27 protein-coding genes are annotated in these 26231 nt (G+C 40.3%); 14 read left to right on the top strand and 13 right to left on the bottom strand.

The window, feature by feature from the left end:
* Positions 1-23: 23 nt before the first annotated feature.
* A complete protein-coding gene (locus AC13CS_RS09070) occupies positions 24-476 on the bottom strand; it encodes a methyltransferase family protein (RefSeq protein ID WP_293164030.1) in 453 nt (150 codons plus the stop codon).
* A 60-nt stretch (positions 477-536) separates the two neighbouring features.
* On the opposite strand from AC13CS_RS09070, the gene AC13CS_RS09065 reads away from it, so the two are divergent.
* The 4 genes from AC13CS_RS09065 to AC13CS_RS09050 all read left to right on the top strand — a co-directional run bounded on the left by AC13CS_RS09065 (position 537) and on the right by AC13CS_RS09050 (position 5658).
* Positions 537-1118 carry a non-canonical purine NTP diphosphatase gene (locus AC13CS_RS09065; protein WP_293164033.1) on the top strand — a complete coding sequence of 194 codons (582 nt, stop codon included), beginning with the start codon at positions 537-539 and terminating at the stop codon, positions 1116-1118.
* A 143-nt stretch (positions 1119-1261) separates the two neighbouring features.
* Complete coding sequence (locus AC13CS_RS09060; protein ID WP_293164036.1) at positions 1262-3016, top strand: DEAD/DEAH box helicase; 1755 nt, start codon at positions 1262-1264, stop codon at positions 3014-3016.
* Between the two features lie 75 nt (positions 3017-3091).
* Entirely contained in the window at positions 3092-3877 is a 786-nt protein-coding gene (locus AC13CS_RS09055) for a carboxypeptidase-like regulatory domain-containing protein (protein ID WP_293164039.1), read from the top strand.
* 98 nt (positions 3878-3975) lie between these two features.
* On the top strand, positions 3976-5658 hold the full coding sequence (locus AC13CS_RS09050; RefSeq protein ID WP_293164043.1) for an alpha-amylase family glycosyl hydrolase: 1683 nt from the start codon (positions 3976-3978) through the stop codon (positions 5656-5658).
* Positions 5659-5661: 3 nt separating this feature from the next.
* Here the strand turns inward: AC13CS_RS09050 and AC13CS_RS09045 are convergent, their stop codons facing one another.
* Genes AC13CS_RS09045 through AC13CS_RS09035 form a run of 3 tightly spaced genes read right to left on the bottom strand, consistent with a single transcriptional unit; the run spans position 5662 to position 7269 of the window.
* Positions 5662-6042, bottom strand: coding sequence for a VOC family protein (locus AC13CS_RS09045; RefSeq protein WP_293164046.1), 381 nt, complete (start codon positions 6040-6042; stop codon positions 5662-5664).
* A gap of 3 nt (positions 6043-6045) precedes the next feature.
* Positions 6046-6573, bottom strand: a complete 528-nt coding sequence (locus AC13CS_RS09040) for an SRPBCC family protein (RefSeq protein WP_293164049.1) — start codon at positions 6571-6573, stop codon at positions 6046-6048.
* A gap of 42 nt (positions 6574-6615) precedes the next feature.
* On the bottom strand, positions 6616-7269 hold the full coding sequence (locus AC13CS_RS09035) for a TrmH family RNA methyltransferase (protein WP_293164052.1): 654 nt from the start codon (positions 7267-7269) through the stop codon (positions 6616-6618).
* 118 nt (positions 7270-7387) lie between these two features.
* Between AC13CS_RS09035 and AC13CS_RS09030 the strand changes: the two genes are divergently transcribed.
* The 4 genes from AC13CS_RS09030 to AC13CS_RS09015 all read left to right on the top strand — a co-directional run bounded on the left by AC13CS_RS09030 (position 7388) and on the right by AC13CS_RS09015 (position 12124).
* Entirely contained in the window at positions 7388-8899 is a 1512-nt protein-coding gene (locus AC13CS_RS09030; RefSeq protein WP_293164055.1) for a GIY-YIG nuclease family protein, read from the top strand.
* 59 nt (positions 8900-8958) lie between these two features.
* Entirely contained in the window at positions 8959-9969 is a 1011-nt protein-coding gene (locus AC13CS_RS09025; RefSeq protein ID WP_293164058.1) for a glycoside hydrolase family 43 protein, read from the top strand.
* Positions 9970-10649: 680 nt separating this feature from the next.
* On the top strand, positions 10650-11402 hold the full coding sequence (locus AC13CS_RS09020) for a DJ-1/PfpI family protein (protein ID WP_163626720.1): 753 nt from the start codon (positions 10650-10652) through the stop codon (positions 11400-11402).
* 23 nt (positions 11403-11425) lie between these two features.
* A complete protein-coding gene (locus AC13CS_RS09015; RefSeq protein WP_293164067.1) occupies positions 11426-12124 on the top strand; it encodes an SIR2 family NAD-dependent protein deacylase in 699 nt (232 codons plus the stop codon).
* On the opposite strand, the gene AC13CS_RS09010 is transcribed toward AC13CS_RS09015, so the two are convergent.
* Complete coding sequence (locus tag AC13CS_RS09010; RefSeq protein ID WP_293164069.1) at positions 12108-12560, bottom strand: heme-binding domain-containing protein; 453 nt, start codon at positions 12558-12560, stop codon at positions 12108-12110. The two genes, AC13CS_RS09015 and AC13CS_RS09010, sit on opposite strands and share 17 nt — an antisense overlap.
* Before the next feature lie 35 nt (positions 12561-12595).
* On the opposite strand from AC13CS_RS09010, the gene AC13CS_RS09005 reads away from it, so the two are divergent.
* Both AC13CS_RS09005 and purB read left to right on the top strand, forming a co-directional pair.
* On the top strand, positions 12596-13168 hold the full coding sequence (locus tag AC13CS_RS09005) for an adenylosuccinate lyase (protein ID WP_293164072.1): 573 nt from the start codon (positions 12596-12598) through the stop codon (positions 13166-13168).
* 46 nt (positions 13169-13214) lie between these two features.
* A complete protein-coding gene (gene purB / locus AC13CS_RS09000) occupies positions 13215-14558 on the top strand; it encodes an adenylosuccinate lyase (protein WP_293164075.1) in 1344 nt (447 codons plus the stop codon).
* 331 nt (positions 14559-14889) lie between these two features.
* Here the strand turns inward: purB and AC13CS_RS08995 are convergent, their stop codons facing one another.
* The 5 genes from AC13CS_RS08995 to AC13CS_RS08975 all read right to left on the bottom strand — a co-directional run bounded on the left by AC13CS_RS08995 (position 14890) and on the right by AC13CS_RS08975 (position 17969).
* Entirely contained in the window at positions 14890-15705 is an 816-nt protein-coding gene (locus AC13CS_RS08995; RefSeq protein ID WP_293164078.1) for a mechanosensitive ion channel domain-containing protein, read from the bottom strand.
* A 130-nt stretch (positions 15706-15835) separates the two neighbouring features.
* Entirely contained in the window at positions 15836-16375 is a 540-nt protein-coding gene (locus tag AC13CS_RS08990) for a DUF4252 domain-containing protein (protein WP_293164081.1), read from the bottom strand.
* A gap of 112 nt (positions 16376-16487) precedes the next feature.
* The gene (locus tag AC13CS_RS08985) at positions 16488-17027 is read right to left on the bottom strand and encodes a DUF4252 domain-containing protein (RefSeq protein ID WP_293164083.1); all 540 of its coding nucleotides are present in this window, start codon (positions 17025-17027) and stop codon (positions 16488-16490) included.
* Positions 17028-17038: 11 nt separating this feature from the next.
* Positions 17039-17473, bottom strand: a complete 435-nt coding sequence (locus tag AC13CS_RS08980; protein ID WP_293164085.1) for a hypothetical protein — start codon at positions 17471-17473, stop codon at positions 17039-17041.
* Positions 17460-17969 (bottom strand): RNA polymerase sigma factor, encoded by a 510-nt coding sequence (locus tag AC13CS_RS08975; protein ID WP_293164087.1) that lies wholly within the window; start codon positions 17967-17969, stop codon positions 17460-17462. Before AC13CS_RS08975 ends, AC13CS_RS08980 begins: the two co-directional genes overlap by 14 nt.
* Positions 17970-18182: 213 nt before the next feature.
* On the opposite strand from AC13CS_RS08975, the gene AC13CS_RS08970 reads away from it, so the two are divergent.
* Positions 18183-19682, top strand: a complete 1500-nt coding sequence (locus tag AC13CS_RS08970) for a S41 family peptidase (RefSeq protein WP_293164090.1) — start codon at positions 18183-18185, stop codon at positions 19680-19682.
* 145 nt (positions 19683-19827) lie between these two features.
* Here the strand turns inward: AC13CS_RS08970 and AC13CS_RS08965 are convergent, their stop codons facing one another.
* Positions 19828-20670, bottom strand: a complete 843-nt coding sequence (locus tag AC13CS_RS08965) for a 1,4-dihydroxy-2-naphthoyl-CoA synthase (RefSeq protein WP_014031397.1) — start codon at positions 20668-20670, stop codon at positions 19828-19830.
* Between the two features lie 195 nt (positions 20671-20865).
* Here AC13CS_RS08965 and AC13CS_RS08960 point away from each other — a divergent pair, with 195 nt between their 5' ends.
* The 3 genes from AC13CS_RS08960 (at position 20866) to AC13CS_RS08950 (ending at position 22801) form a co-directional block, all read left to right on the top strand.
* The gene (locus tag AC13CS_RS08960; protein ID WP_293164094.1) at positions 20866-21453 is read left to right on the top strand and encodes a Crp/Fnr family transcriptional regulator; all 588 of its coding nucleotides are present in this window, start codon (positions 20866-20868) and stop codon (positions 21451-21453) included.
* A gap of 63 nt (positions 21454-21516) precedes the next feature.
* Complete coding sequence (locus tag AC13CS_RS08955; protein WP_293164096.1) at positions 21517-21957, top strand: carboxymuconolactone decarboxylase family protein; 441 nt, start codon at positions 21517-21519, stop codon at positions 21955-21957.
* Between the two features lie 259 nt (positions 21958-22216).
* Entirely contained in the window at positions 22217-22801 is a 585-nt protein-coding gene (locus tag AC13CS_RS08950; protein ID WP_293164098.1) for a hypothetical protein, read from the top strand.
* Between the two features lie 217 nt (positions 22802-23018).
* Here the strand turns inward: AC13CS_RS08950 and carB are convergent, their stop codons facing one another.
* Together carB and rpmH are read right to left on the bottom strand one after the other, a co-directional pair.
* Entirely contained in the window at positions 23019-25871 is a 2853-nt protein-coding gene (carB, locus tag AC13CS_RS08945; protein WP_163626706.1) for a carbamoyl-phosphate synthase large subunit, read from the bottom strand.
* 93 nt (positions 25872-25964) lie between these two features.
* Positions 25965-26123, bottom strand: coding sequence for a 50S ribosomal protein L34 (gene rpmH / locus AC13CS_RS08940; protein WP_072882462.1), 159 nt, complete (start codon positions 26121-26123; stop codon positions 25965-25967).
* Positions 26124-26231 lie beyond the last annotated feature (108 nt).

The following is a 26231-nucleotide window of genomic DNA, read 5'->3' as shown; positions in this document are numbered from 1 at the left end:
TAAACCAAGCTACATCCCAACTATCAAAACCAACGCCTTGTCAACTTGCAGTAGATATTATATTCCTTTCCGAACATTTTAGCGAGAACTTCCTCTTCGGGTTTAATCTGAAACCGATTCATATAGGACACAAAACCCGCCGCAATAATTGTGTTGAAGGCATTGCCCAACTTTAGCCCAAAGGCCAACAGAAAAAGGAGCATTCCCAAATACATGGGATTACGGGTGAATTTATAGATGCCATTGGTTATCAATTTGGATGCTTTATTTGGGTTCAATGGATCCGTCGTAGTCTTTTTTACCAAAAATTGGATTACGGAAATCAAGATTACCAAGCTCCCAAAACCGAACAAGGACCATATTAACAGCTTTTTCCCGAAAAAATCGAACTCACCTACTGGCAAAAATCTATCCAGAACATACATTATTCCTCCAAAAACCAACATTACCAAAGCTGGCGGCACTTTTATTTTCATAAAAATCGCTTAAAACTCGAAATTACTACTTTTGAAACTCAAAATAGAATCCTTTTTGATTTGAAACTAGTTTTTGCCACCCATAACGACCATAAGCTGAAAGAAGTCCAGCAATTACTTCCTGAAAACATAGAGCTGTTATCCCTAAAGGATATTGAGTGCTTTGATGAAATTCCCGAAACAGGCGATACCTTGGAGGAAAACGCAAAAATAAAAGCAGACTTTGTGACCCAAACCCATGGTTTAAACTGTTTTTCGGACGATACCGGTTTGCTGGTCGATGCTTTGGACGGTGCACCCGGGGTCTATTCCGCCAGATATGCGGGGGAACAAAAAAGCGCCAAGGACAATATGGCAAAATTGTTATCTGAGCTAAAAGGGGCGAACGACCGTGCGGCACATTTTAAAACCGTGATCCATTTGAATCTACAAGGTAATAGTTACTCGTTTGAAGGTATCGTTGAAGGCGTCATCACAGAAGCGGAATGTGGTTCCGGCGGATTTGGTTACGACCCTATTTTTAAACCCAATGGGTTCGACAAAACCTTTGGCGAACTGCCATCCGAGACCAAAAACGCTATAAGCCACAGAGGTAGGGCCATTCAAAAATTGGTTGATTTTTTAAAAAAAGATGCCTCTTAGCTTCCACGGAATAAAATTAACGTATCTTTGCCGCTTTATTAACGCCGCCGGTATGGGCAAGGTGTTGTGATGGGCTTAAATGGGTTATACAAAAATCGCTCTATACAACACAAACATATTTGCGATTTAAGGTATACACCGCTATGACAAAATTTGAAGCCTTGGGGTTGGACAAACCCCTATTGGATGCTATTTCCGACCTCGGATTTGAATCCCCATCAGAAGTACAAGAAAAATCAATCCCAGTTTTATTGGAAAAGGAAACCGATTTGGTGGCCTTGGCGCAAACAGGAACAGGTAAAACTGCTGCGTTCGGATTTCCGATGATTCAAAAAATCCAAGAGGAAAGTAGAACCACTCAAGGATTGATCCTCTCCCCTACGCGAGAGCTATGTTTACAGATTACAAACGAGTTAAAACTCTATTCCAAGTATATAAAGGGACTTAATGTGGTAGCCATTTATGGTGGTGCCAGCATTACCGAACAAGCACGACAAATTAAAAAAGGGGCGCAGATTGTTGTGGCCACTCCTGGTCGTATGAAAGATATGATCGGCCGAAGAATGGTCGATATTTCCAAAATTGACTACTGCGTATTGGATGAGGCCGATGAAATGTTGAATATGGGCTTCTTTGAGGACATTAAAGACATTCTATCCAACACGCCAAAAGAAAAGTTGACGTGGCTTTTTTCCGCAACTATGCCCAAAGAAGTGGCTACGATTGCCAAAAAGTTTATGCACAACCCTGTTGAGATCACTGTTGGATCTAAAAATGCAGGTGCATCCACCGTACAGCATGAGTATTATGTGGTAGGTGGTCGTGATCGTTATGCAGCGCTTAAGCGTTTGGCCGATGCCAACCCTGGAATTTTCTCCGTGGTGTTCTGCAGAACCAAGAGGGATACGCAGCGTGTTGCTGAAAAATTGATCGAGGATGGGTACAATGCCGGAGCTTTGCATGGCGATTTAAGCCAGAACCAAAGGGATTTGGTAATGAACTCGTTCCGAAAAAAACAGGTGCAAATGTTGGTAGCTACCGATGTTGCTGCCCGTGGTATTGATGTAGACGATATTACACACGTAATCAACTACCAATTGCCCGATGAAATTGAAACCTACACCCACCGTAGTGGGCGTACAGGGCGTGCCGGCAAATCCGGTATTTCCATGGTCATCATCACCCGCTCCGAACTTCGCAAGATCAAAGCCATCGAGAAAAAAATTCAGCAGGAATTCATAGCCAAACAAATTCCTGATGGCATTGAAATCTGCGAGATTCAGTTGTATCATCTGGCCAACAAGATCAAGGAAACCAAAATCAATAAAGAGATTGAGAGTTACCTACCTGCCATTAACGATGTTTTGGAAGGTATTGACCGTGACGAACTCATCAAAAAAATTGTTTCCGTAGAATTTACCCAGTTTTACAACTACTACAGCAAATCCAAAGACCTTAACAGTCAGGATTCCGGTAAGGACAGAGGAACTTCCAAAGGGGATATTCCATCGGAGGGCTCAGTACGTTATTTTATCAACGTTGGGGAACGCGACGGTTACGACTGGATGTCTTTGAAAGATTTCCTTCGTGATACGCTAAAACTGGAAAAAGAGGACATTTACAATGTCGACACAAAAGACACCTTCTCGTTCTTTAATTCCGATGCACAACTGACCGAATTCATTCTTCAAACCTTTACCGAATTTAAGGTAGATGGTCGTTTTATTAATGTTGAAGTATCCAAAAACCCCGGTGGTAGCGGTGGTGGCGGAAAAGGAGGCAAAAAACGTCGCGGAAAAAAAGGCGGAGGATACCGCGGTGGGAATAAATCCTACAAAGGCGGAAAAAAAGGAAGTTACGGGAAAAAGGGAGGCAAGAAAAAGCAGGGATTTTATTAGTTAATTCTATATTAAATGGTAAGTATCTCCTATTTATTTTTCTTTGTTTAGTACTTTTATAGCTACAAAGGTTGCATGAGAAGATTACTACTTATACTATTGTCCCTAATCCCACTGCTAGGTTTTTCCCAAGTTGAAGATGGTCAAAACCAAGAGGTAAAGGAGTTTACCGCCACAGTGATCAATGCCCAAACGGAATTTCCTTTGGAAAGTGTGCACGTGGTGAACCTGAACCAAGTAAAAGGCACCATTACAAACCAGAATGGTAAGTTTACCATACCTGCGGCGGTCAACGATACGCTTTACTTTTCGTATTTAGGATTTAAAACCCAAAAAGTACGGGTAACCAACGATATGTTCCGGTTTGGAAATACCGAAATTGCATTGACAGAATTGGCCTATGCACTTGAAGAAGTGGTTGTAAGACCATACCAGCTTACGGGCTATCTGGAAATTGATGTCAAGAACCTTCCTGTGAACAATAATGCGTACCAGTACAGTATTTCTGGTCTCAATACCAGCTACGAAGCAGGGAATAAAAGTCCGAGTGCGGTAACCAAGGTTTTGGGGGCCATTCTTAATCCAGCAGACCTCTTGCGAAATCTTTTTGGAAAAAAACCACGGCAAATGCGCAAGTTGCGGCAAATTAAAGAGGACGACAATATTAGGGATCTTTTGGCATCAAAGTTTGATAGGGAAACCCTTACCGAACTGCTGCAATTGGAAAAAGTGGATATTGAGGACATCCTCAACAACTGCAACTATTCCAAATCATTCATCAAAACAGCGAACGACCTTCAAATTTTGGATGCAATTTCCAGCTGCTACGAAGAGTACAAAGTGCTAAACAGAAACCAATAACGACCAACTTAACCCTGCTCTTGGGATAGTATTGCCCCGCTATAAATAAATTTCATATTTACGTGTGCATTTTATAGCTTTAAACAAAATCCCGATCCATGAAAAAACTACTTGTTGTATTGTCAGTTCTACCTTTGTTTATTGGCTGCAAGCAAGTTGAAAAAAAGCAGCAAGAAACCCATGTAGTTGAAAAAGTGGCGCCCAAAAAGGAGGTGCCCTTTGTTTGGGAAGGTGCCAATATTTATTTTCTGTTGACGGATCGTTTTAATAACGGAAACCCTGAAAACGATGTGAATTTAGACAGAACCGAGGAAACTGGGGTCTTAAGAGGTTTTGAAGGAGGCGACATTGAGGGAATCACACAAAAAATTGAAGAAGGCTATTTTACCGACTTGGGGATCAATGCCATTTGGTTTACGCCCGTGGTGGAACAAATTCACGGAGCAACCGACGAAGGAACTGGTAAAACGTATGGCTATCACGGTTACTGGGCTAAGGATTGGACTTCCATTGACCCTAACTTCGGAACACGGAAAGACTTGGAAAAACTGGTAAAAACAGCGCACGGGAAAGGAATTCGTGTTCTTTTGGATGTAGTTTTGAACCATACCGGACCTGTTACGGAAAAAGATCCTGTTTGGCCCGATGATTGGGTGAGAACCAATCCAAAATGTGAGTTTACCACCTATGAAAACACCACAGCTTGCACCTTGGTGGAGAATTTACCGGATATCCTTACCGAAACCGATGAAGCTGTGGAACTGCCCGATGCCCTTTTGGCCAAATGGAAAGATGAGGGACGTTTGAGCAAGGAACTGGACGAACTCCAACTCTTTTTTGAACGCACTGGGTACCCAAGAACTCCAAAATACTACATCATCAAATGGCTTACGGATTATATTAATGATCTAGGGGTTGATGGTTTCCGTGTAGACACTGTGAAGCACGTGAATGAAAACGCTTGGGCAGACCTTTACAAAGAGGCGAACTACGCATTTGAATCATGGAAGAAAAAGCATCAGCATAAAATATTGGACGATAATCCATTTTATATGGTCGGCGAAGTCTATAACTATGGTATTTCGGGTGGTCGAGAATTTGATTTTGGGGACAAAAAAGTGGATTTTTTTGACTATGGATTTAAAAGTCTCATCAATTTTGAGCTCAAAAACGATGCGGACAAGAGTTACGAGGCCATCTTTAAAAAATATAGCAAACTGCTTCAAACCAAACTAAAGGACAGGAGCGTTCTCAACTATTTAACCTCACACGATGATGGTGCCCCCTACGACAAGGAAAGAACAAAACCCTATCGCACGGCCAATGTGCTATTACTTACACCTGGCGCATCGCAGGTGTATTATGGCGATGAGACCGCTAGAAATTTAATTATTGATGGCACCGAGGGAGACGCCACCTTACGCTCGTTTATGAACTGGGAAGATTTGGACAGCCTGCCCGAAACACAAAAAATTCACAAACACTGGCAAAAATTGGGTCAGTTCCGAGCAAACCACCCTGCCATTGGAGCAGGTAAACACAAACGATTGGCCAAATCGCCCTATGTATTTTCAAGGACGTATGTCAATGGGAAATATCGAGACAAAGTAGTTGTGGGGTTGGATTTGCCTAAAGGAAAAAAGTCGCTTTGGGTAAAAGGATTCTTTGGTGACGGTACCATCTTGTACGACACCTATTCCGAGACCGAAGTTACCGTGGCCAACGGAAAAGTGCTATTGGATAATGATTATGACATTGCCCTGCTGGAACTTGTGGAATAATCCCTATTGCCTAGAGTGCAGTGCGATTCGGTTCCCCTCTGAATCTAAAAAAACCGCCATGTACCCTATTTCGGGACTTATCTGTGTCTTGGGTTGAACAATTTTACCTCCGTTCGGTTCAATACGGTCGAGTTCGTTTTGAACGTCTAAACTATTGAAGTAAATCAACGCCCCTTTGCTTTTACTGGGTTTGTACCAATCCTTGTTATGAATCAGTGAGCCTGAAGCGCCTGGTTTTCCATGATCTGCAGGAAACCATCCCATTTTGGTGCCTCCAAAGTCCTGTAACTTTATATCAACTTGAAAAACCGCATCATAAAACGATTTTGCTCGTTCCATATCCTTAACGGGAATCTCGAACCAGCCTACCATATTAAAATCCATAGCCTATTTATTTTCCAATATTTTCTTTAAACTCGCCAGACCTTCTTCAAAATCTTTTCCCACCGCCTTGTCCATGTTCATGAACAGCATCATAATGCTCATCGGGAATTTGTTCTTTCCAGAAAAGCCCCAAACTACTTTAGTCCTATCCTTCTCCACCTCTTTGGTAACGATATAAGCATCCGAAGTGGATTTAAATGGTTTTAAGAATCGAAGCTCGGACTCAATTCGCTCACCTTCCACAATTTTGGTGATTTCCTGCTCCCCCTTCCCTACTTCTTTGTTGCCTTCCCAATAGTTAATGGCTCCTACCTCACCATCCGTTCCCGTAAACTTTTTTTTCATATCGAGATCACGTTTACCCCATGGAGACCATTCATCCTGTCGTTTTAAGGATTTGAGATACTCAAAAACAACGCTTTTAGGTTTGTAAATTTCTATAGAGCGGGAGACATTGTAGTTTTTTGGGGCGATAGCTGCCAAAATAATGATCAACAACACTATACCTAAGACAATATATAGCACTATCATAGCTGTAATTTATTGGTTATCAACTAAAAATACGAAATTTATTTACTTGGAAAGGTATCTTTTTATAATCCCCTCAACATCTTTTATGGATTTTTTGGTCCAATCCAATCGTTTTTCAAACACCTCTATATCGGTTAATTGCCAATTTAGGTCGGAATCGCGCACTTTTTGTGCCAATTGTTGGATGATGATGGCCGCAGAAACGGAAACATTCAGGCTCTCGGAAAACCCGACCATTGGAATTTTAAGGAATCCGTCGGCCTGCTGCATTACTTCTTCTGACAACCCTTCTTTTTCGGTTCCAAAGAAAATTGCCGATTTCATGGTTGGAAAAAAATCAGGCAGGATAGTGGAATCGTTGTGCGGTGTAGTGGCGATTATTTGATAACCATCCTCCTTTAATTTGGAGATACAATCGGTCGTGGTTTGGTAGCGATGCACATCTACCCACTGTTCGGCTCCCATGGCTATATTTTTGTCCAAACGTTTGCCAAAACGATCCTCTATCACATGTACATCCTGTACCCCAAAAACATCACAACTGCGAATTATGGCACTTGTATTGTGCAATTGATATACATCTTCCACCGCTACGGTAATATGTTTGGTCCGTTGTTGAAGCACATCCAAAAAACGCTGTTTTCGCTCTTCGGTAAGGTAGGTTTCCAAGTATGTCAACAAATCATGGTCAAACATAAAACCAAGATAGGAAAAATTGGAATTTTGGTTTCTTGAAAAATGGATTTGTTATCTTAGGACGAACGTATTTTTTATAAGTTGATTTTAATTTTGAAAATGCTTGATTAACCAAAAAATGATTTTTTTAAAAAACATATTCAAATCAAACAAAAGGAATGAGGAAAAAACTCCTCCTAATAATGAAAAATCAACCGAATTTGGTCTTGGCGAATTTGATTTAAATGATTTTCCCGAACAAGACAGAAGTAAGTCATTTTATTTTCATGAATACAACAAGCCAGATGGCGAGTGGGTTGAAATTGATGAGCCTATTTGCAAAATCCGTATAGGTGAAATGAGCGGATTTGCATTTAAATCGGCAAGTGTTATGGCTTCAGAATCTGGAATTTTAGAACATACTTTAAAAAAAGGAGATTTAATTTCAAATGGCAACATTTTCTATAAGCTACATCAAAAAGGAAAATATGTAAATGAAAACACAACCGATAATGTTGAGTTTAAGTCATACTTTTTAAAAGGTAAATCATTTTCATTCCAAAAATGGCTTGTAGAAGATGGATCCTACGTTCAGAAAGGTTCTGATATTTATGAATATTCAAGGTCTATTCTTGCTAATGCACAGTTAACTAGATTAGGAGGTAAACCTAAAGATAATGAACTAAAACATAAAGCCGAAAAAAGTGGATATATAGATTTGTATTTAAAAACACCTTCACTTCATATTACTGAAAACGAATTAATGTACGTTATTAGAAAAAATGATAAAGAAAGAATTAATAGAAAATTCATAAACGAGCCAAACATTATTAAAGACGAGTTTACCAACTCAACTATTATTAAGTGGGAAAAAGTAAGTTCGAGATTTCAAATAAGTGCAGGAGTTAAGACAAAATCGGACAATTTAATCACAGATTTTCTTTTCAGTTTTAACTACATAGATAATGCTGACCAAATCGTATTTCATTTTGACCCAAAACAAATAAAACCAAAACAATCCGACAAAGTCTTTTTCTTATTTGAAAACGGAGAACAAATTCAGTATGAACTAACTGAAAATCCAGTTTTATCAAAAAACCGTCTAAATGAGAAAATTATAGAATACAAAGGTTTAATAACCAAAACAGAGCTTGAATTATTTGCCAATTCCAATTTCAAGAAGTGGAAAATTTCGTTGGTAAGCGATAAAAGAGAAATTTTGGGAGGAGAAATTGGTGGAGATGACTTTTATCCAACAAAAAACAATATTCAAATTGTAATCAAAAAATTTGCATCAGAATATATTGATTTGGTAAAAGAAACAATCCCAAATTATGAACCAACTGAATTAAAACAAGTTAAACCTGAAAAAGAAAATATAGCGGACTTTTGCTTTGTTTATTTAATGCACGACACGAGTAATAGCTATTATAAAATTGGAATTTCAAATAGTCCAGAATACAGAGAAAGAACTTTACAAAGTGAAAAGCCAACAATTGAAATGATTGCCTCGAAGAAATTCCCTGTCAGAAAAATTGCCGAGAGTATTGAAAAGGCTTTACACAGCACTTATTCTGAAAAAAGATTAAGAGGAGAATGGTTTGAATTAAACGACAATGATGTCGAACATATAAAAGAAACATTAAAATAAGCCAAGGGCTAGCTCGGGTCCCCAAGGCTCACTTAAAAAACAAGCCTCAAAATATGACGATGAACACCAAAAACGTAGTTTTTTTAACTATTTGCTCCCTGTTCGGGGCATGTAGCTTTGCACAAGAACCCAAAGAAGCACACAACAACCCAATTTTTGAAGGATGGTATGCCGACCCCGAAGGCATTGTATTTGGAGATACATACTGGGTCTACCCCACATTTTCCGACGATTATGACAAGCAATTGCATTTTGATGCCTTTTCTTCCAAAGATCTAGTGCATTGGGAAAAGCACGAGCGCATATTGGATACCACCAAAATCAAATGGCTCAGACAGGCATTGTGGGCACCGTCCATCATAGAAAAAGACAACAAGTATTATCTGTTTTTTGGAGCCAATGACATTCAACGGCCAGGAAGAAGTTCCTATGATCCCAATAACGATATTAACCATTATGGGGGAATCGGTGTAGCCGTTGCGGACAGTCCCGAAGGCCCTTTCGAAGATTATTTGGGCGAACCTTTGATTTCAGACTTTTACAACGATGCCCAACCCATTGACCAATTTGTTTTTAAGGATGTGGACGGCACCTATTATTTTTTCTATGGAGGTTGGAGCCATTGCAACCTTGGCATACTCAATGAAGATTTTACGGGCTTTGAGCCTTGGGAAGATGGTAGTCTGTTCAAAGAAATTACGCCCGAAGGTTATGTGGAAGGCCCGTTCATGTTTTTGCGCAATGGTATTTACTATTTTATGTGGTCCGAAGGGAATTGGACCGATGGCAGTTACAAAGTGGCCTACGCCATGGCAGACAAACCAACAGGCCCCTATAAACGCATCGGAACCATTTTGGAATCCAAGGAAGGGGATATCGCCACGGGAGCAGGACATCATTCCGTAATTAACAAACCTGGTACGGACGAATGGATCATTGTATACCACAGAAGACCTATTCCCAACAAAGACCGCGACCACAGGGTTACTTGTATGGACAAGATGGAGTTCAACCCCGATGGCACCATAAAACCGGTAAAAATGACTTTTGAGGGTGTTGGAAAAAAATAATTGGAGAAATAGTACAGTGAAAATCTTTTCTTTAATCAAACCAAAAGAAGAATACCTTGGGGTAAACGTTGGTTTATTGGATTTAAAAAAGATTCTTGAACGTAATGGTAAGAAGTTTCATTTCGCATGGGAATCTGAAAATAACTTTATAATAAGTCTTAAGTTTTCCTTCGGAACAAACCTTCTATTCGACACTAATTATTCAGGGACGAAAAGTGATATTATAGCCACTGGCATTTTGTCGAAATTAACTGAGGAGAAAACCAAAATAACGCTAAAAACGAAAAGTAAAAACGGACTTATAATTTTATTCTTGTTGCCTACAGTACTTATAATTTTCTTTAACTTCATCTTTGAACTGGGCCTTCCCATACCACTTTACTTTATTTTTCCCTTACTTTTTATTCTAGTTTTAAATATGATTAAGAGTGAAGAAAAAAGACTAATAAAAAATTTCAAGTCTTTTTTGGACAACGAATTGAAATATTAACATCCTCAAAAGAATATCTTTTTTGAGGATAATTCTATTTTCGAACAAGAAATAATCTCTTTATGGGAAGACCTATTCAAATTGCCGAAAGTACTAAATGACAAAACTTCTTAAACCAGTTTAACTTTTATCAGAATCATACTGGATACATTTGTTTTGATTAATAATTTTAATTGATTATCAAAATGTTATGAGAAATTTACTTCCCATTTTACTAAGCGTTATACTTTTTAACTGTAACACAAATACTCCTAAAAGTTCTGATAAAAATGAAGATAACGGGCTTCAAACAGGAATTTCACATTCTGATACATTGACAAAACATTTAAAACCGTTCAAAGAAAATCTGCCAACAATTGGACTTTTAATGTACAATGGTGTCCTTCAAAGTGAGGTTGTAGCAACTTCTGACGTATTCGCAAAACCATCAGCTGATGGAAAACAACTCTTCAACGTTATCACTATAGCCGAAACGGACAATCCAATAACCACCGAGGAAGGAATGCACTTTGTTCCCGATTATACTTTTGACAACTGTCCAAAATTGACTGCATTGTTCGTGCCAAGTGCCTACGATATGTATGCGCAGGTACACAATGAAAAAATCGTGGAATTCATCAGAAGAAAGAATGAAGAAACCAAATACACAGTCAGTAATTGTGCTGGAGCACAGTTAATTGGTGCATCTGGAATTGCAGATGGAAAGAAAATTGTAACTTGGATTGGTGGCGGCACACAATTACAAAAAGATTATCCCAACTTAAAAGTTCAAAACGACAGTTTGGTGACTTTTGTCCGAGACGGAAAATTTTTATCTTCAAACGGAAATCTGGCAAGTTACATATCGGCATTGAACCTTTTGGAAACCATGACAAATGAGGAACACCGAAAATTTGTGGAGAGCTACCTTTATTTGGACCGTCTTCAAAATTGGAAAAAATGATGGGCTAACATAAAACCAAAAACATGCTCAAACCAAAAATCGTAGTACTAACCGGGGCAGGGATGAGCGCTGAAAGCGGACTGAAAACCTTTCGGGACGAAAACGGTCTTTGGGAAGGCCATGATGTGATGGAAGTAGCATCGCCACAAGGATTTGCCCGTAATCCTGAGTTGGTGCTCGAATTCTACAACCAGCGAAGACGGCAATTGTTGGAGGTTGCTCCCAATGCAGGCCATAAGGCTCTGGCCGAATTAGAACAAGATTTTGATGTGAGTATTGTAACCCAAAACGTGGATAATCTGCACGAAAAGGCTGGGAGTTCCCATGTAGTGCATTTGCACGGTGAACTGTTCAAAGTGCGAAGTACCGTAAACGAAAACCATGTGTTGGATTGGAAAAAAGATTTGGTTTTAGGCGACACGGACGACAAAGGGCACCAGCTACGCCCCCATATTGTCTGGTTTGGCGAAATGGTACCAATGTTGGAAACTGCCGCGCAAATCACCCAACAGGCCGAAATACTTATTATTGTGGGAACCTCTATGCAAGTGTATCCAGCGGCAAGTTTAATCCATTACGCGCCAAATAAAACCCCAATTTACTTTATAGATCCAAAGCCCAACATCCGTTCATCGGATTTTGAAAACCTTACCATAATCTCCAAAACAGCAGCAGAGGGAATTCCCGAATTGGTGGAACAGTTTTTTAATAGTTGGCCCTAGTTTCTTTTGCCCAGGCTACCAATACATTTATTTGCTCCTCAGACAATTTCGCATCAGCATGGGTCCATGTGTATTCCTTTAAAGGCATTTTTCCCTCTTCCACCTCTTCGATGAGTTCTTCCAGTTTGTGGTCCTTTTTTTCAGCATCGTAGTTGGCCCAATCGGAAAAATTCAGATGCTCCTTGCCCTCTTCTATATGATCTGCCAACCAATAGGAAACCGGGGCAATGTTATTGTACCACGGATACACTGTGTTCGCACTATGGCAATCGTAACAGGCTGTTTTTAGAATCTTCTTGACTTCGGCAGGAGGTTGGGTCTCCGTTTCAAAGGCAGCCACATAATCGCCTTCAGCTACATTTTTTTCAGGTCGGTAAAATTGCATTCCTACCAATACAACCAAAAGAACAATTGCTATTTTTTTCACTATTTTCATCACCTACAGGATTTTAGTAAATATATTGATTTTTTGTGACCGAAGAGGAACTCCATATCAAACTTAGTTCAGGTAGAATATCAAAACTTGAAATAGATGTTTTGGTTCAGCAATTGAAGAAAGAACCCCGACTGGCCAAGGCACTTTTTAAACAGGTATTGTTGGAAGACAAAGCAGGAAGTTTCAATGCGAGCTGGACCTTTGATCATTTAATGCGAAAAGACCCCTCCTTGATTCTCCCCTTTTTTGAAGATTTTGTGAATGGTTTGTCAAAATTAAAAACCGAATCTTGTATAAGACCCATTGCACACGTTTGTGAAATGATCTGCGAAGCCTACTTTAAGAAAAAAGACCCCGTTTTTGTCCAAAGTATTACCGACGACCAATTGGAAAAAATAATGACATCCTGTTTTGATTGGCTCATTGGCCCTATGAACATGGCACCCAAGGTATTTTCCATGACAAGTCTGTACTACTTAGGTTTAAAATTTGATTGGGTACACCCCGAACTCAAACTGGTTCTGGAAGACAGTTACGCCACAGGAACTACGGGCTACAAAAACCGAGCAAAAAAAACGCTGGATAAGTTGGCCGAATTGGGTGTTTAAAACACAGCGTTTAAGTATCTTTGATGCTTTCAAAATTTTCTTGACCATGTCGCTGACACAACTAAATGCCATTTCGCCGATTGACGGTAGATATAGAAACAAAACCAAGGCCCTTAAAGATTATTTTTCTGAAGAGGCCCTGATCAAATACCGTGTTCAAGTCGAAATTGAATACTTTATCGCCCTTTGTGAGGTTCCTTTATCCCAACTGGCTGATTTCAACAAGGCTTTGTTCCCCGAATTACAAAAAATTTACCAAGAGTTTTCTGCGGAAGATGCACAGGCAATAAAAGATATTGAAAAGACCACCAACCACGATGTAAAAGCGGTTGAATACTTCATCAAGGAAAAGTTTGATGCATTAAATCTTCAAAAATACAAGGAGTTTATCCACTTTGGGTTGACTTCACAAGATATCAACAATACTGCGATACCGCTATCCATCAAAGAAGCTATGAACGATGTATACGTTCCTTCTTATTTAGAGGTTTTGGAGAAATTGAAGGAGCTTGCCAAAGCATGGGAAAACATCCCCATGTTGGCAAGAACACACGGACAACCGGCCTCCCCTACCCGTTTGGGCAAGGAAATCGACGTTTTTGTCGTACGTTTTAAAGAGCAGTTCAATTTATTGAACGATATCCCCAGCGCCGCTAAATTTGGTGGAGCTACTGGTAACTACAATGCCCACAAAATAGCCTACCCCAATAACGATTGGAGAGCCTTCGGAAAACAATTTGTACAAGAAAAATTAGGTTTGCACCACTCTTTCCCCACTACTCAAATTGAGCATTACGATCACATGGCCGCTTTGTTCGATTGTCTTAAACGCATCAACACTATTTTGATTGATTTGGATCGAGATATGTGGACCTATATTTCCATGGACTACTTCAAACAGAAAATCAAAAAAGGGGAAGTGGGTTCATCGGCTATGCCACACAAGGTAAACCCTATAGATTTTGAGAATTCTGAAGGAAACCTGGGGTTGGCCAATGCTATTTTTGAGCATTTATCCGCCAAATTGCCGATTTCCAGATTACAACGTGATCTTACGGACAGTACCGTACTACGTAATGTTGGGGTGCCGTTTGCACACACCTTGGTTGGATTTCAGTCCACTTTAAAAGGATTGAACAAACTGGTATTGAACCAAGCCAAGTTTGATAAAGACCTGGAAGACAATTGGGCCGTTGTTGCAGAAGCCATCCAGACTATTTTGAGAAGGGAAGGTTATCCCAACCCATACGAAGCATTGAAAGGTTTAACACGTACCAATGAGAAAATCAATCAAAAATCCATTGCCGATTTTATTGAAACGTTGAATGTTTCCGATGCCATTAAAGCCGAGTTAAAACAAATTACCCCAGCAAATTACACAGGAGTTTAAGTACTTGTCATTCCTGCGAAAGCAGGAATCTAATCATCAATCCATATAGCTAGTCCCTTAGACTGCGCACTGCGCGCAAGATAAACTAAACGCGAGAACTTAAGGCATCTCGACTGCGCTCGATGTGACACGCTTACCATCGGTTTTGTTTAGGAACTACATACACTCTTAACTGTCATTCTGAAGGATGGGAACGACTGGAGAATCTCCTTTCGCAAGTACAATTCACAAGGCCAAGAGCAAAAAACATCTGTGGCCATTCGTGAAATCCGTGTTAAAACCTTTAACCCTTTGCCATTGACCTGAAAAAACCAAGAATCCAGCTATCCGTTTATCCCTCTTTATGGATTTCCACTTGATGTGGGTATGGGATTTCAATACCAGCTTCATCCAAGGCCAATTTGCAATTTTCGTGGGTCGCAAAATACACGTCCCAATAATCATCTGGCTCGCAAAAAGGCCTAACCGCAAAATTCACGGAGCTGTCCGCCAACTCCAACACATTTACTGAGGGCGCTGGGTCTTTTAGCACCTTTGGATTGGATGTCAACACCTCCAACAATACTTCTTTGGTTTTTTTGATGTCCTCACCATAGCCCACTCCTATTACGGTATCGACACGAATTTTACCCTCTGCGGTATAGTTGATGATGTTCCCGTTGGCCATGGCACCATTTGGGACAATGGCAAGCCTGTTTTGTGGGGTCACCAGTTTTGTGGTAAAGATTTCGATTCCCTTTACTTTTCCCAAAACACCTTGTGCCTCGATCAAATCGCCAATTTTGTATGGTTTAAAAATCATGATGAGCACACCTCCCGCAAAATTGGAAAGCGACCCCTGCAAAGCCAACCCAACAGCAAGACCAGCGGCAGCAATTACAGCGGCAAAAGTTGTAACATCAACTCCTAAGCGAGAGATTACGATAATAATCAAGAATACTTTTAGCGCCCATGAAAATAAGTTCAACAAGAATTTTTGGAGCGATTCATCGTACTTGCTCTTGGACATTACTTTTCGGGTTCCACTAATGATTTTCTTAACCACCCACATACCAATAATGTAGATAACAAGTGCCGTAATCAGTTTTGGGCCAAATTCTTTGGCAAGTTCAATACCATAGTCAAACCATTCTTGTGCTTTTTCCATTATGCTAGAGTTTTGTTAGTGTTCTTATTATGAGACACTAAGATACTAAACTAGGTCACGTTTTTGATCTTCCTAAAAAGAAAAAGGGTGACAAACGCCACCCCCCCTTAGAAATTTATGATGATTGGTCTTAGCCTTTTAGAAAATCTCCAATTTCACCAAGCCCTTCTCCTTTGTAATCGGATTTTTGTATGGCTTGCATTAATTGAATGATATGCGCGGGGTTCATATTCTTACCAAGTACCCTTACTAAGGCAAAGCCTTTATCTTCACTATCCCCATAAATAATTACTTCATCAATGGCGTCCTCATCTCCTAAATATTTGATGACTCCCTTGCCATATTTTGAATTGATTTTCATGAGCTCCACAAACTGGTCGCCCTTTAAGATTTCGCGTACTTTTTTCTTTTCAACCTTATACTCCACTTCATTATCGGCATTCTTTTTAAAGGCCAATAAATTGAATTTACGAAGTGATTCAATAGCTTCTTTTTGAGTTGGGTTCAACTCTTCCTCGTTCAGCTTTAAGATGCTTGCGGGAACATCTATGGACAAAAAGTTTGGGTTCTCCGAATTGTCCACATAATACTCTTGCAGGCTTTGCTGCGAAGCGCACGAAGCCAGAAGCACTGCTCCGGCCACCAACATGGTTTTAACAATATGTTTCATCTGTTCTTTTTTTGATTGATTTTATAAACTGATAATCAGTTGACAATAATTAGTTGGAACTTGTTGCGTTTTGTTACAGTATCCAACCGATTATTGCCAACCGATGTCTTAATTAATTCTTTTTACTTGCCTCGTTGAGTTCTTCCGGTAAGTTCATTTTTTTGGTCAATGAACCAATTTTGTTCAAATCAATATCACCGGTAAGTGATAAAATTACAGTCTCGAACTTTCTGCCATCGGCCTCAACGTTATTCATACCTGTCACGAACATGAGCAGTTCGCTCACATGATCCGCATCCTTGCCCTCTTTGATGTAGAACTTGACATTGGCATCTTTGTCCTTTACCCGCATCAACTCTTCCATTTTGGAGGATTTTAGGTAGCTGTCCACGGACGACTTCATGTCCTCACCGATTTTCTTATCCTCGGTAGTGAAGACCTTTAAGCTTTGTAAGCTACTGGCAATATTCATAAAGTCCTGAGCTTCGGGGTCATCTACCTCTACATCAATCTTTGCCAATAGGTTGAACATGCTTTTGTTCACCACTACGGATGTTACATCGTCCAAATCTTCAAATTTGTCAAAAAGGGATTGTGAAAATCCGGCCAAAGGCAATACTGCCATTACTGTTATTAAAATATACTTTCTCATCTTTTCGTTTTTTAATTGTTGTTGTAAATCTTCTCTTTTGCTTCTTCGAACTCTTTTAGATAGGCCACCTTTTCTGTTCCTCGGCCAAAATTTTCTGCTAAGAGCTCAAAAGCTTTTTTGGTTTCCTCGTAGGCGAACTCCGCCTTTTCTTGTTCCAAACGCTTAGTTTCTTGGTACTGATTACCAAAATAAATGCCAAAGGCAAGAACTACTGCCGCTGCAACGGATAGCCACTTGTAATAGTTTACTCTAGGTTTTAATGGTACCTGCTTGGTGTACTTTTCTTCCTTGGCCTTGGAAAAGTAGTTGAACATGGGTTTGTACTGTTCCAAATGAGGTGCTACCTCTTCTTGTGAAAAATACTCCCTGAGTGCTCTTTCTTCGTCCACTGTGGCAGTGGCCTCGAAATACTTCTCCAATATTTTTTCTATGTTACCCAATTCCATAGTTATGTTTTTTTATTAATTCTTCCCTTACTGTTTTTCTCGCCCTCGACAGTGCTACGCGCACTGCTGTGGGTTTCATGTCCAAGAGTTCGCATATCTCGTCGAACTCGTATTGCTCCACATCCCGTAGCTGCAATATCATTTTTTGTTGTTCTGGCAGGTCTTCCATAATCCGTTCCATCCAACTTACGCTGTCCTCGGCCTCCATTTGTTTTTGTAAGGAGGTGTTTTCATCACTATAGTTGCTATGAACCAATTTTAGGTTTCCTGCTTGCTTGGACTTTAACCGGTCCAAACAAAAGTTTTTGGTCATGGTCATGGCAAAGGCCTCAACATTTTTGTACTTCTCCATGGACTCATTCTTTGACCATAACTTCAACAAAATTTCTTGAGTGGCATCTTCCGCTTCTTCCCTAGAGACCAACAGGCGTTTTGCGAGCCTGTACAGTTTGTCTTGAAAAGGCAAAACCACATTTAAGAATTCTGTTTGTTTCATTTGGTTGTCTAAGTTGCTTTTGTGTCTTTCTTATCGACCTACACTATCACGACGATACATATCGAAATTTGTTACAAAAAATTTGCAATCTCCTTATATAAAGGTATTTTGCAAGGCGAATTTGCATGATTGTTCATGTAATTTTACTCAATTCAACCTACACCCTTGATAAATTTGGAATAAAGTTTGAGTAAATTCATTAAAAAATAAGTTATGAAAAAGTATTTCTTCCTGTTTTTGGGATTGTCCGTTTTGTTTATGTCGTGTAGTGATGATGATGGAATCAAAAACGGACCTTCTCCCGATCCAGACCCAACTGCAGATGTGGCTGCCCAAGACTTTATGTGGAAGGCCATGAACCTTTGGTATTTTTGGCAAGCTGATGTTCCTGACCTTGCTGATGATAGGTTCTCCACCAACGCCGAATACACTGCTTTTTTGGAGAATAATTCTAATCCTGAAAATTTTTATTATAGCATTTGTAACAGACACGAAGAAATTTATGGTGAAGAAACTGCCATAGACCGATTTAGTTTTGCCAACGAAGATTATACCGAACTGGTAAGCAGTCTCTCGGGCATATCCCAAAGCAATGGTTTAGAGTTTGGATTGGGACTTATTGGCGATACCGATAACGTTTTTGGATTTGTACAATATATTTGGCCAGATTCGGATGCTTCTACTAAGGACATACAAAGAGGCGAATTTTTTACGAGAGTCGATGGAGTTCAACTAACCGTAAACAACTATATCAACCTACTTTTTGGTGATAATAGTACTTACACGCTCGGAATGGCAACTGTGGCCGATAACACAATTTCTGACAGTGACAAAGAAGTTTCGCTTACCAAAATAGAGAATCAGATTGAAAACCCCATTTTGGTTGCTAAAACATTAGATGTAAACGGTACTAAGGTCGCCTATTTAATGTACAACCGCTTTTTAAGCAGTTTTAACGAAGATTTAAATGATGCCTTTGCAAAATTTAAGGCCGATGGAGCCACCGAACTGGTTTTGGACATGCGTTATAACCCAGGTGGCTCAGTTAACACATCTCGCCTTTTGGCCAGTATGATCTATGGCACCAATACTAGTGATGTGTACATAAAACAACGTTGGAACGCCAAGATACAAGCCGAGTTTTCCGATGAATTTCTGACTGACTACTTCGCAAATTCTACGGGAGCGAGTGCCATTAACTCTTTAAATTTGAGCAGAATATTTGTGATTGCCACAGGTGATTCTGCTTCGGCAAGTGAATTGGTGATGAACGGCCTGGACCCATATATCAATGTAATCCATATTGGTGAAACAACACGTGGCAAGAATGAATTCTCCATTACTTTGGTTGATGATAGCGAAAACAATTTTATCTATAATAGCGATCGTGAAGGGAATATAAACTCACAAAATTCTTGGGGATTACAACCTTTGGTCGGTAGAAATGAGAATGCGGATGGTTTTTATGATTACACTAGCGGCTTAAGCCCCGAGATTGAACTCAGTGAAGATTTAACCAACCTTGGGGTTTTGGGAGACGTAAACGAGCCACTTTTGGCCCGTGCACTCCAAGAAATTTCTGGTGCATCTGCCAAAATCGACTTTACGGTGGAAATGCCCGCAGAATCTTTCACCTCATCAAGGTTACATACCCCATTAAAGGATAATATGTTTTTGGACAAACCTCTTCCCACAAATTTGGAGTTGGAATAAAAAAACCTGTTTAAAAAACATCTAAACCGTTATTGAGCTTAACACGGAAACCCACAGCCCTGACCCTGAAATAAGTTGAGGGCAAGCAGTTTTTGGCATTACAAATAATTGATTGTAAACTGTTTATCGTTGATTACATATTAACCTATGGAATCCACTTATCCTTGCCAAAATCGGGCTTGCGCTTTTCCAAAAACGCATTGCGGCCCTCCTTGGCCTCATCGGTCATGTAAGCCAAACGAGTGGCCTCTCCTGCAAACACTTGCTGTCCCACCATACCATCGTCGGTGAGGTTCATGGCAAATTTTAGCATTTTTATGGAGGTCGGTGACTTGGCCAAGACTTCCTGAGCCCATTGGTAAGCAGTGTCCTCCAATTCCTTATGCGGAATTACAGCATTCACCATACCCATTTCGTAGGCTTCTTGAGCAGAATAGTTTCTTCCCAAAAAGAAAATTTCCCGCGCTTTTTTTTGCCCCACCATTTTAGCAAGGTAGGCCGAACCATAGCCTCCATCAAAACTGGTAACATCAGCATCGGTTTGTTTAAAAATGGCATGCTCTTTACTGGCCAGTGTCATATCGCACACCACATGCAGGCTATGCCCCCCTCCAACGGCCCATCCGGGCACTACGGCAATTACCACTTTGGGCATAAAACGAATCAAACGTTGTACCTCTAGAATATTTAAACGGTGATATCCATCGTCGCCAACATAGCCTTTATGACCGCGTGCTTTTTGATCCCCGCCACTGCAGAATGCCCATTTACCATCCTTGGATGAAGGTCCTTCACCAGAAAGTAGCACGACCCCAATAGATGTATCTTCCTGGGCATCGTAAAATGCCTTGTAAAGTTCGCTTGTGGTTTTTGGGCGGAACGCATTGCGTATATCCGGACGGTTAAAGGCGATACGTGCCACGCCATTACATTTTTTATAGGTGATATCCTCGAATTCCATGGCGGTCTGCCAGTTGGGTGATTCCATAATAAACTTTTTATACCACAAATAACGGAAATTCTACGTTATTGTCATTGAGAAGTGCCTCCAGAGCTTGTTATAGGGCAAAACCTGATATAATCAAAAAATTGTTGCTTTCTGCACATCCTCTTTACTTAGGGGCAAACCACAACATAACAGTAATTTTACTTATGTAACTTTGCCTTTCCAAAGGCGTTGTTCATGAAAAAAATAAGCCACAATTCATTTTTTGACCACCTTAACCAATATGTACCCGTTTCGGAAAAAGCGTTTGGCAAGATTTTGTCGTATTTTGATGAACGTTGTTTGGACAAAAAGGAAATACTGATGCATGCCGGGGGGCCGTGTACCCATATCCACCTTGTGCTCAACGGCTGTATGCACATGTACTTTATCAATGAAAAAGGTGTGGAACGTACCGTTCAGTTTGCGTTGGAAAATTGGTGGCTCTCAGACTTCTTGGCCTTTCAGAACAAAACCAACACCGATTTTAATATACAAGCGGTAGAGAATACCCGGATTCTATCCATCAGCCATGAGAAACAAGAACAATTGCTCCATGAATTTCCCATACTTGAACGTTATTTTAGAACAATCTACCAAATTGCATACGGGGCCTCTCTAAATAAGGTGAAGTATATGTTTGGATTATCAAAAGAGGAAATCTACCTCCACTTTACAGAGCATTTCCCGGAATTTGCACAACGTGTGCCCCAATATTTAATTGCTTCTTTTTTGGGGTTGACTCCAGAATATGTAAGTGAAATACGGGCAAAAAAGCGTTCTTAAACCCGTTTAAGTTTTCTGTTTGTTTCTCTGAATACCTTAGCATCAACATTATAAAAAACAATCATGGAAACAAGAATTCAAATTGACGAGACGGAACCATTGGCCTTTAAAGCTATGCTTGGGCTTGAAAATTACATGCAACAAAGCCAGTTGGACAAAATTCACTACGAGTTGATAAAAATTAGGGCCTCACAGCTCAACGGCTGTGCGTTCTGTATAAATATGCACACCAAAGATGCCCTGACACTGGGCGAAAACCCAAAAAGATTACTTTTATTGGATGCTTGGTGGGACACGGACCTTTTCTCCGAGGAAGAAAGGGTGATCTTAAAAACTACGGAAGAAGTTACCATGGTACACAAAAATGGGCTAAGCCGAGAAACATACGAAAAAGCCGTAAAGCTATTCGATGAACATTATTTTTCGCAGATTATTATGGCCATTGTTACCATAAACGCTTGGAACCGTATTGCAATAAGCACCCACAAACCTTTACAAGATTAAAAAAGTCATCAAACTACCTTCGCTAAAGGCTACTAAAGAGTCCTCCCCCAACCCCTCCAACGGAGAAGAGAATAGTTCCTCCCCTTTGGGGAGGTTAGGTGGGGACAAAACGTGAAATAAAAACTACCTTTGAGGCAAGCCCGCGAGGCGTTCAAACGAACAAACCTTAGCACATTTGGATACAGAGCATCGGAAAATTAGCCCCATTTAATGGGATTAAATCCTATATTAGTGTTCCACAATACATCAAAACTTTGATATGAGGACCAGGCATACTTTTTTATTTGTTTTGCTGATACTTTCATGCTCATGTAAAAACTTTAATGCAGAAAAAAATGATTCCGGACCCAAATCCCAAGATTTTAATACCGTTGCCATCAATAATGAATATCAAATAAACATTCCGCGTTTCATGAAGGGCTCCACTGGATTGAATGAAGAAGCTTCCCTTCAGTACCAAAGCCTACTCCAGGAGGCATATCTTCTGGTAATTGATGAGCCAAAATCAAGATTTGAAGAAGTATATAGGGATTTAGGGCAGTACGATGAGCAACTTTCCACAATACAGAATTATAGGGATGCCCGGTTAAAAATACTCTCTCGAACCACTGAAATCAATAGTAGATCCAAACCCCGACCTTTCAAAATAAACGGTTTGAGTGCGGAATTTATAGAAATTGATGCCAATGTTAATGGTGTCTCCGATGAAATCTCTTATTTTTTGACCTTTGTTGAAGGGAATGACAGGGTTTATATGATTATGGCCTGGACCCTGAAGGACAAAAAAATGGAACATAAAAAAACCTTTAAAACGATTGCCGAATCTTTTGAACTGATTGATTAGGAAACCGTCTTAAAGGTTTATGTCCTATTACCCGTTGTGCATTATGATTGAAATTCGTCAGTTCGAGTGATTTTCTTTCGAAAAATCGTATCGAGAACCAGAATTTCAAGTCAAAACCCGATTCTCGATACAAAATTCCTTTGGAATTTCACTCGAATTGACGGCTTTTGTCATAAGAAACCTTCAAAATACACAACAAGTATACTATTGATATAACTTACTTGCTCAAATACATTTTTCGTCTGGAATACAAGTTATAGAATTCATCATCTTTCAAGCTATCAATAAATAAAATGCTCTCCCCGGTACTCTTCATTTCAGGCCCCAAGTTTTTGTTCACGTTAGGGAACTTATTGAAAGAGAATACAGGTTGTTTTATAGCGTACCCATCCAAATGTGGCCTAAAGTCGAAATCCTTTATTTTCTTATCGCCCAACATTACTTTGGTAGCATAGTTTACATAAGGTTCGCCATAAGCCTTGGCAATAAAGGGAACTGTACGCGATGCCCGTGGGTTTGCCTCAATAATGTAAACAATGTCATCTTTTATGGCAAACTGTATATTGATCAACCCTACCGTGTTGAGTGCCAACGCAATCTTTTTGGTATGGTCCTTAATCTGTTGCATTACAAATTCACCAAGGTTGAACGGTGGCAATGTAGCATTGGAATCACCTGAGTGAATTCCGCAGGGTTCTATATGCTCCATAATACCGATAATGTACACATCTTCACCATCGCAAATCGCATCTGCTTCAGCTTCAATGGCGCCATCCAAATAATGATCCAGCAACAGTTTGTTGTTTGGTATCTTTCTCAACAAATCAACTACGTGGGCCTCCAATTCCTCTTTGTTGATAACGATTTTCATTCCTTGTCCACCTAACACGTAGGATGGTCTTACCAACAACGGGAACTTAAGTTCCTCGGCCAAATCCAAGGCTTCATCTGCGGTTTCTGCCACACCGAATCTTGGGTAAGGAATGTTGTTATCCTTCAATAATGTGGAGAAACTTCCTCTATCCTCTGCCAAATCCAAGGACTGGAAGCTGGTCCCGATGATGTTGATTCCGTATTTATCCAATTTTTCGGCAAGCTTCAATGCGGTTTGCCCTCCCAACTGTACAATTACGCCTTCTGGTTTTTCGTGAAGGATGATATCGTAGATATGTTCCCAGAAAACAGGCTCAAAGTAAAGCTTGTCCGCGGTATCAAAATCCGTGGAAACGGTTTCCGGGTTACAGTTGATCATAATGGTCTCATAACCACATTCGGCGGCAGCCAAAACACCGTGAACACAACAGTAATCGAACTCGATTCCTTGACCAATTCGGTTTGGACCGGAGCCGAGAACCACTACCTTTTTCTTATCGGTGACCACACTATCGTTGGCCACATATCGCTCACCATCGGGTGTCTCTATTTCCTCTTCAAAAGTAGAATAGTAGTAAGGCGTTACCGCTTTAAACTCAGCAGCGCAAGTATCTACCAATTTGTACACTCGATTGATGTTCAAATCCATACGCTTGCTGTGCACTTCACTCTCCCAACAATCCAACATGTGGGCAATTTGTCTATCCGCAAAACCTTTTTGCTTCGCTTCCAACAACAATGCTTTTGGCAAGCTCTCTATGGTGTATTTTGATATTTCCATCTCCAAGAAGTGCAATTCCTCGTATTGTTTTAGGAACCACATGTCTATTTTGGTGATTTCGTGGATGCGTTTTAATGGGATACCGAGTTGAATGGCATCGTAGATTACGAAAACCCTGTCCCAACTTGGCACTCTTAATTTTTCAATAATGGTTTCGTAATCCTTGTACCCTTTTCCATCTGCACCCAATCCGTTTCGTTTGATCTCCAGTGACTGTGTAGCCTTGTGCAGGGCTTCTTGGAACGATCGTCCGATACCCATTACTTCTCCTACGGACTTCATTTGAAGGCCAAGGGTTCTGTCGGAACCTTCGAATTTATCAAAGTTCCAACGTGGTATTTTTACGATGACGTAGTCCAATGTAGGCTCAAACAATGCCGATGTGGACTTGGTAATCTGGTTGTCCAATTCATCCAATGTATAGCCAATGGCCAATTTCGCAGCGATTTTTGCAATCGGATACCCTGTTGCTTTGGAGGCCAAAGCTGAAGATCGGGAAACCCTTGGGTTGATCTCGATTGCAATAATATCTTCTTTCTCATCTGGACTCACGGCAAACTGAACGTTACATCCACCTGCGAAGTCCCCTATACTGCGCATCATGTGGATGGCCATATCCCGCATGCGCTGGAACGTCCTATCGGACAAGGTCATCGCAGGAGCCACGGTAATGGAATCCCCTGTATGGATGCCCATGGGGTCCATATTCTCAATGGTACAGATGATGACTACATTGTCGTTCTTGTCACGTAGCAACTCCAATTCATATTCTTTCCAGCCCATCAAAGCTTTATCTATCATTACTTCGTGAATGGGAGAAACTTCCAGGCCATAGCTCAACATATCGTCAAACTCTGCGGGATCGTGTACTATAGCTGCTCCTGCCCCTCCAAGCGTAAAGGAAGCTCGAATTACCAACGGAAACCCGAATTCTTGGGCAATTTCCTTTCCTTTTAGAAACGATGTTGCGGAAGCCTGTGGTGGCATACCTATACCAATTTTGAGCATCAACTCCCTAAACTTTTCACGGTCTTCGGTAATGTTGATGGCGTCGATGTCCACCCCTATGATTTTTACTCCAAAATCTTCCCAGATACCTTTGTCATCGGCCTCGATACAAAGGTTCAATGCGGTTTGTCCGCCCATAGTTGGCAATACCGCATCAATATTTGGATGTTTTTTGAGTATTTCAATGATCGACTTCGTTGTCAATGGTTTTAGATAAACGTGGTCCGCCATAGTTGGGTCCGTCATAATGGTGGCGGGATTGCTATTTATCAAAATGGTTTCGATACCGTCTTCCCTAAGCGACCGAAGTGCTTGGGAACCTGAATAATCGAACTCGCATGCCTGACCGATAATGATTGGGCCAGAACCAATAATCAAAATGGAATTTAAATCTTTTCTTTTGGGCATTTTCTTTAGGGGTTTCTCGTTATCTGCTTATATGTCAAAAAAAAGGTGTTACTGGAAAAGTAACACCTTTAATTTAAATAATAAATACTATCATTATTTTTTATGTCTTGGCTCAGAGGAAACAGTTAATCTCTTTCTTCCCTTGGCTCTTCTTCTCGCAAGAACTTTTCTACCATTGGCAGTCGCCATGCGCTCCCTAAAACCATGCTTGTTTCTTCTCTTCCTTTTGGATGGTTGATACGTTCTTTTCATTTCCGAACTGTTTTATGGATTTTGATGTCGGGAAATTTGTTTTCCCTAAAAAATTCTGGGCGCAAATATACGAAGACTTTTTACTTTGGCAAGTCCAAACTTAAAATA

The sequence above is a fragment of the Flagellimonas sp. B-3 genome, assembly GCF_056857835.1.
Note: the sequence above shows the minus strand (reverse complement) of the source record. Positions and strands in the feature narration are given on the sequence as shown.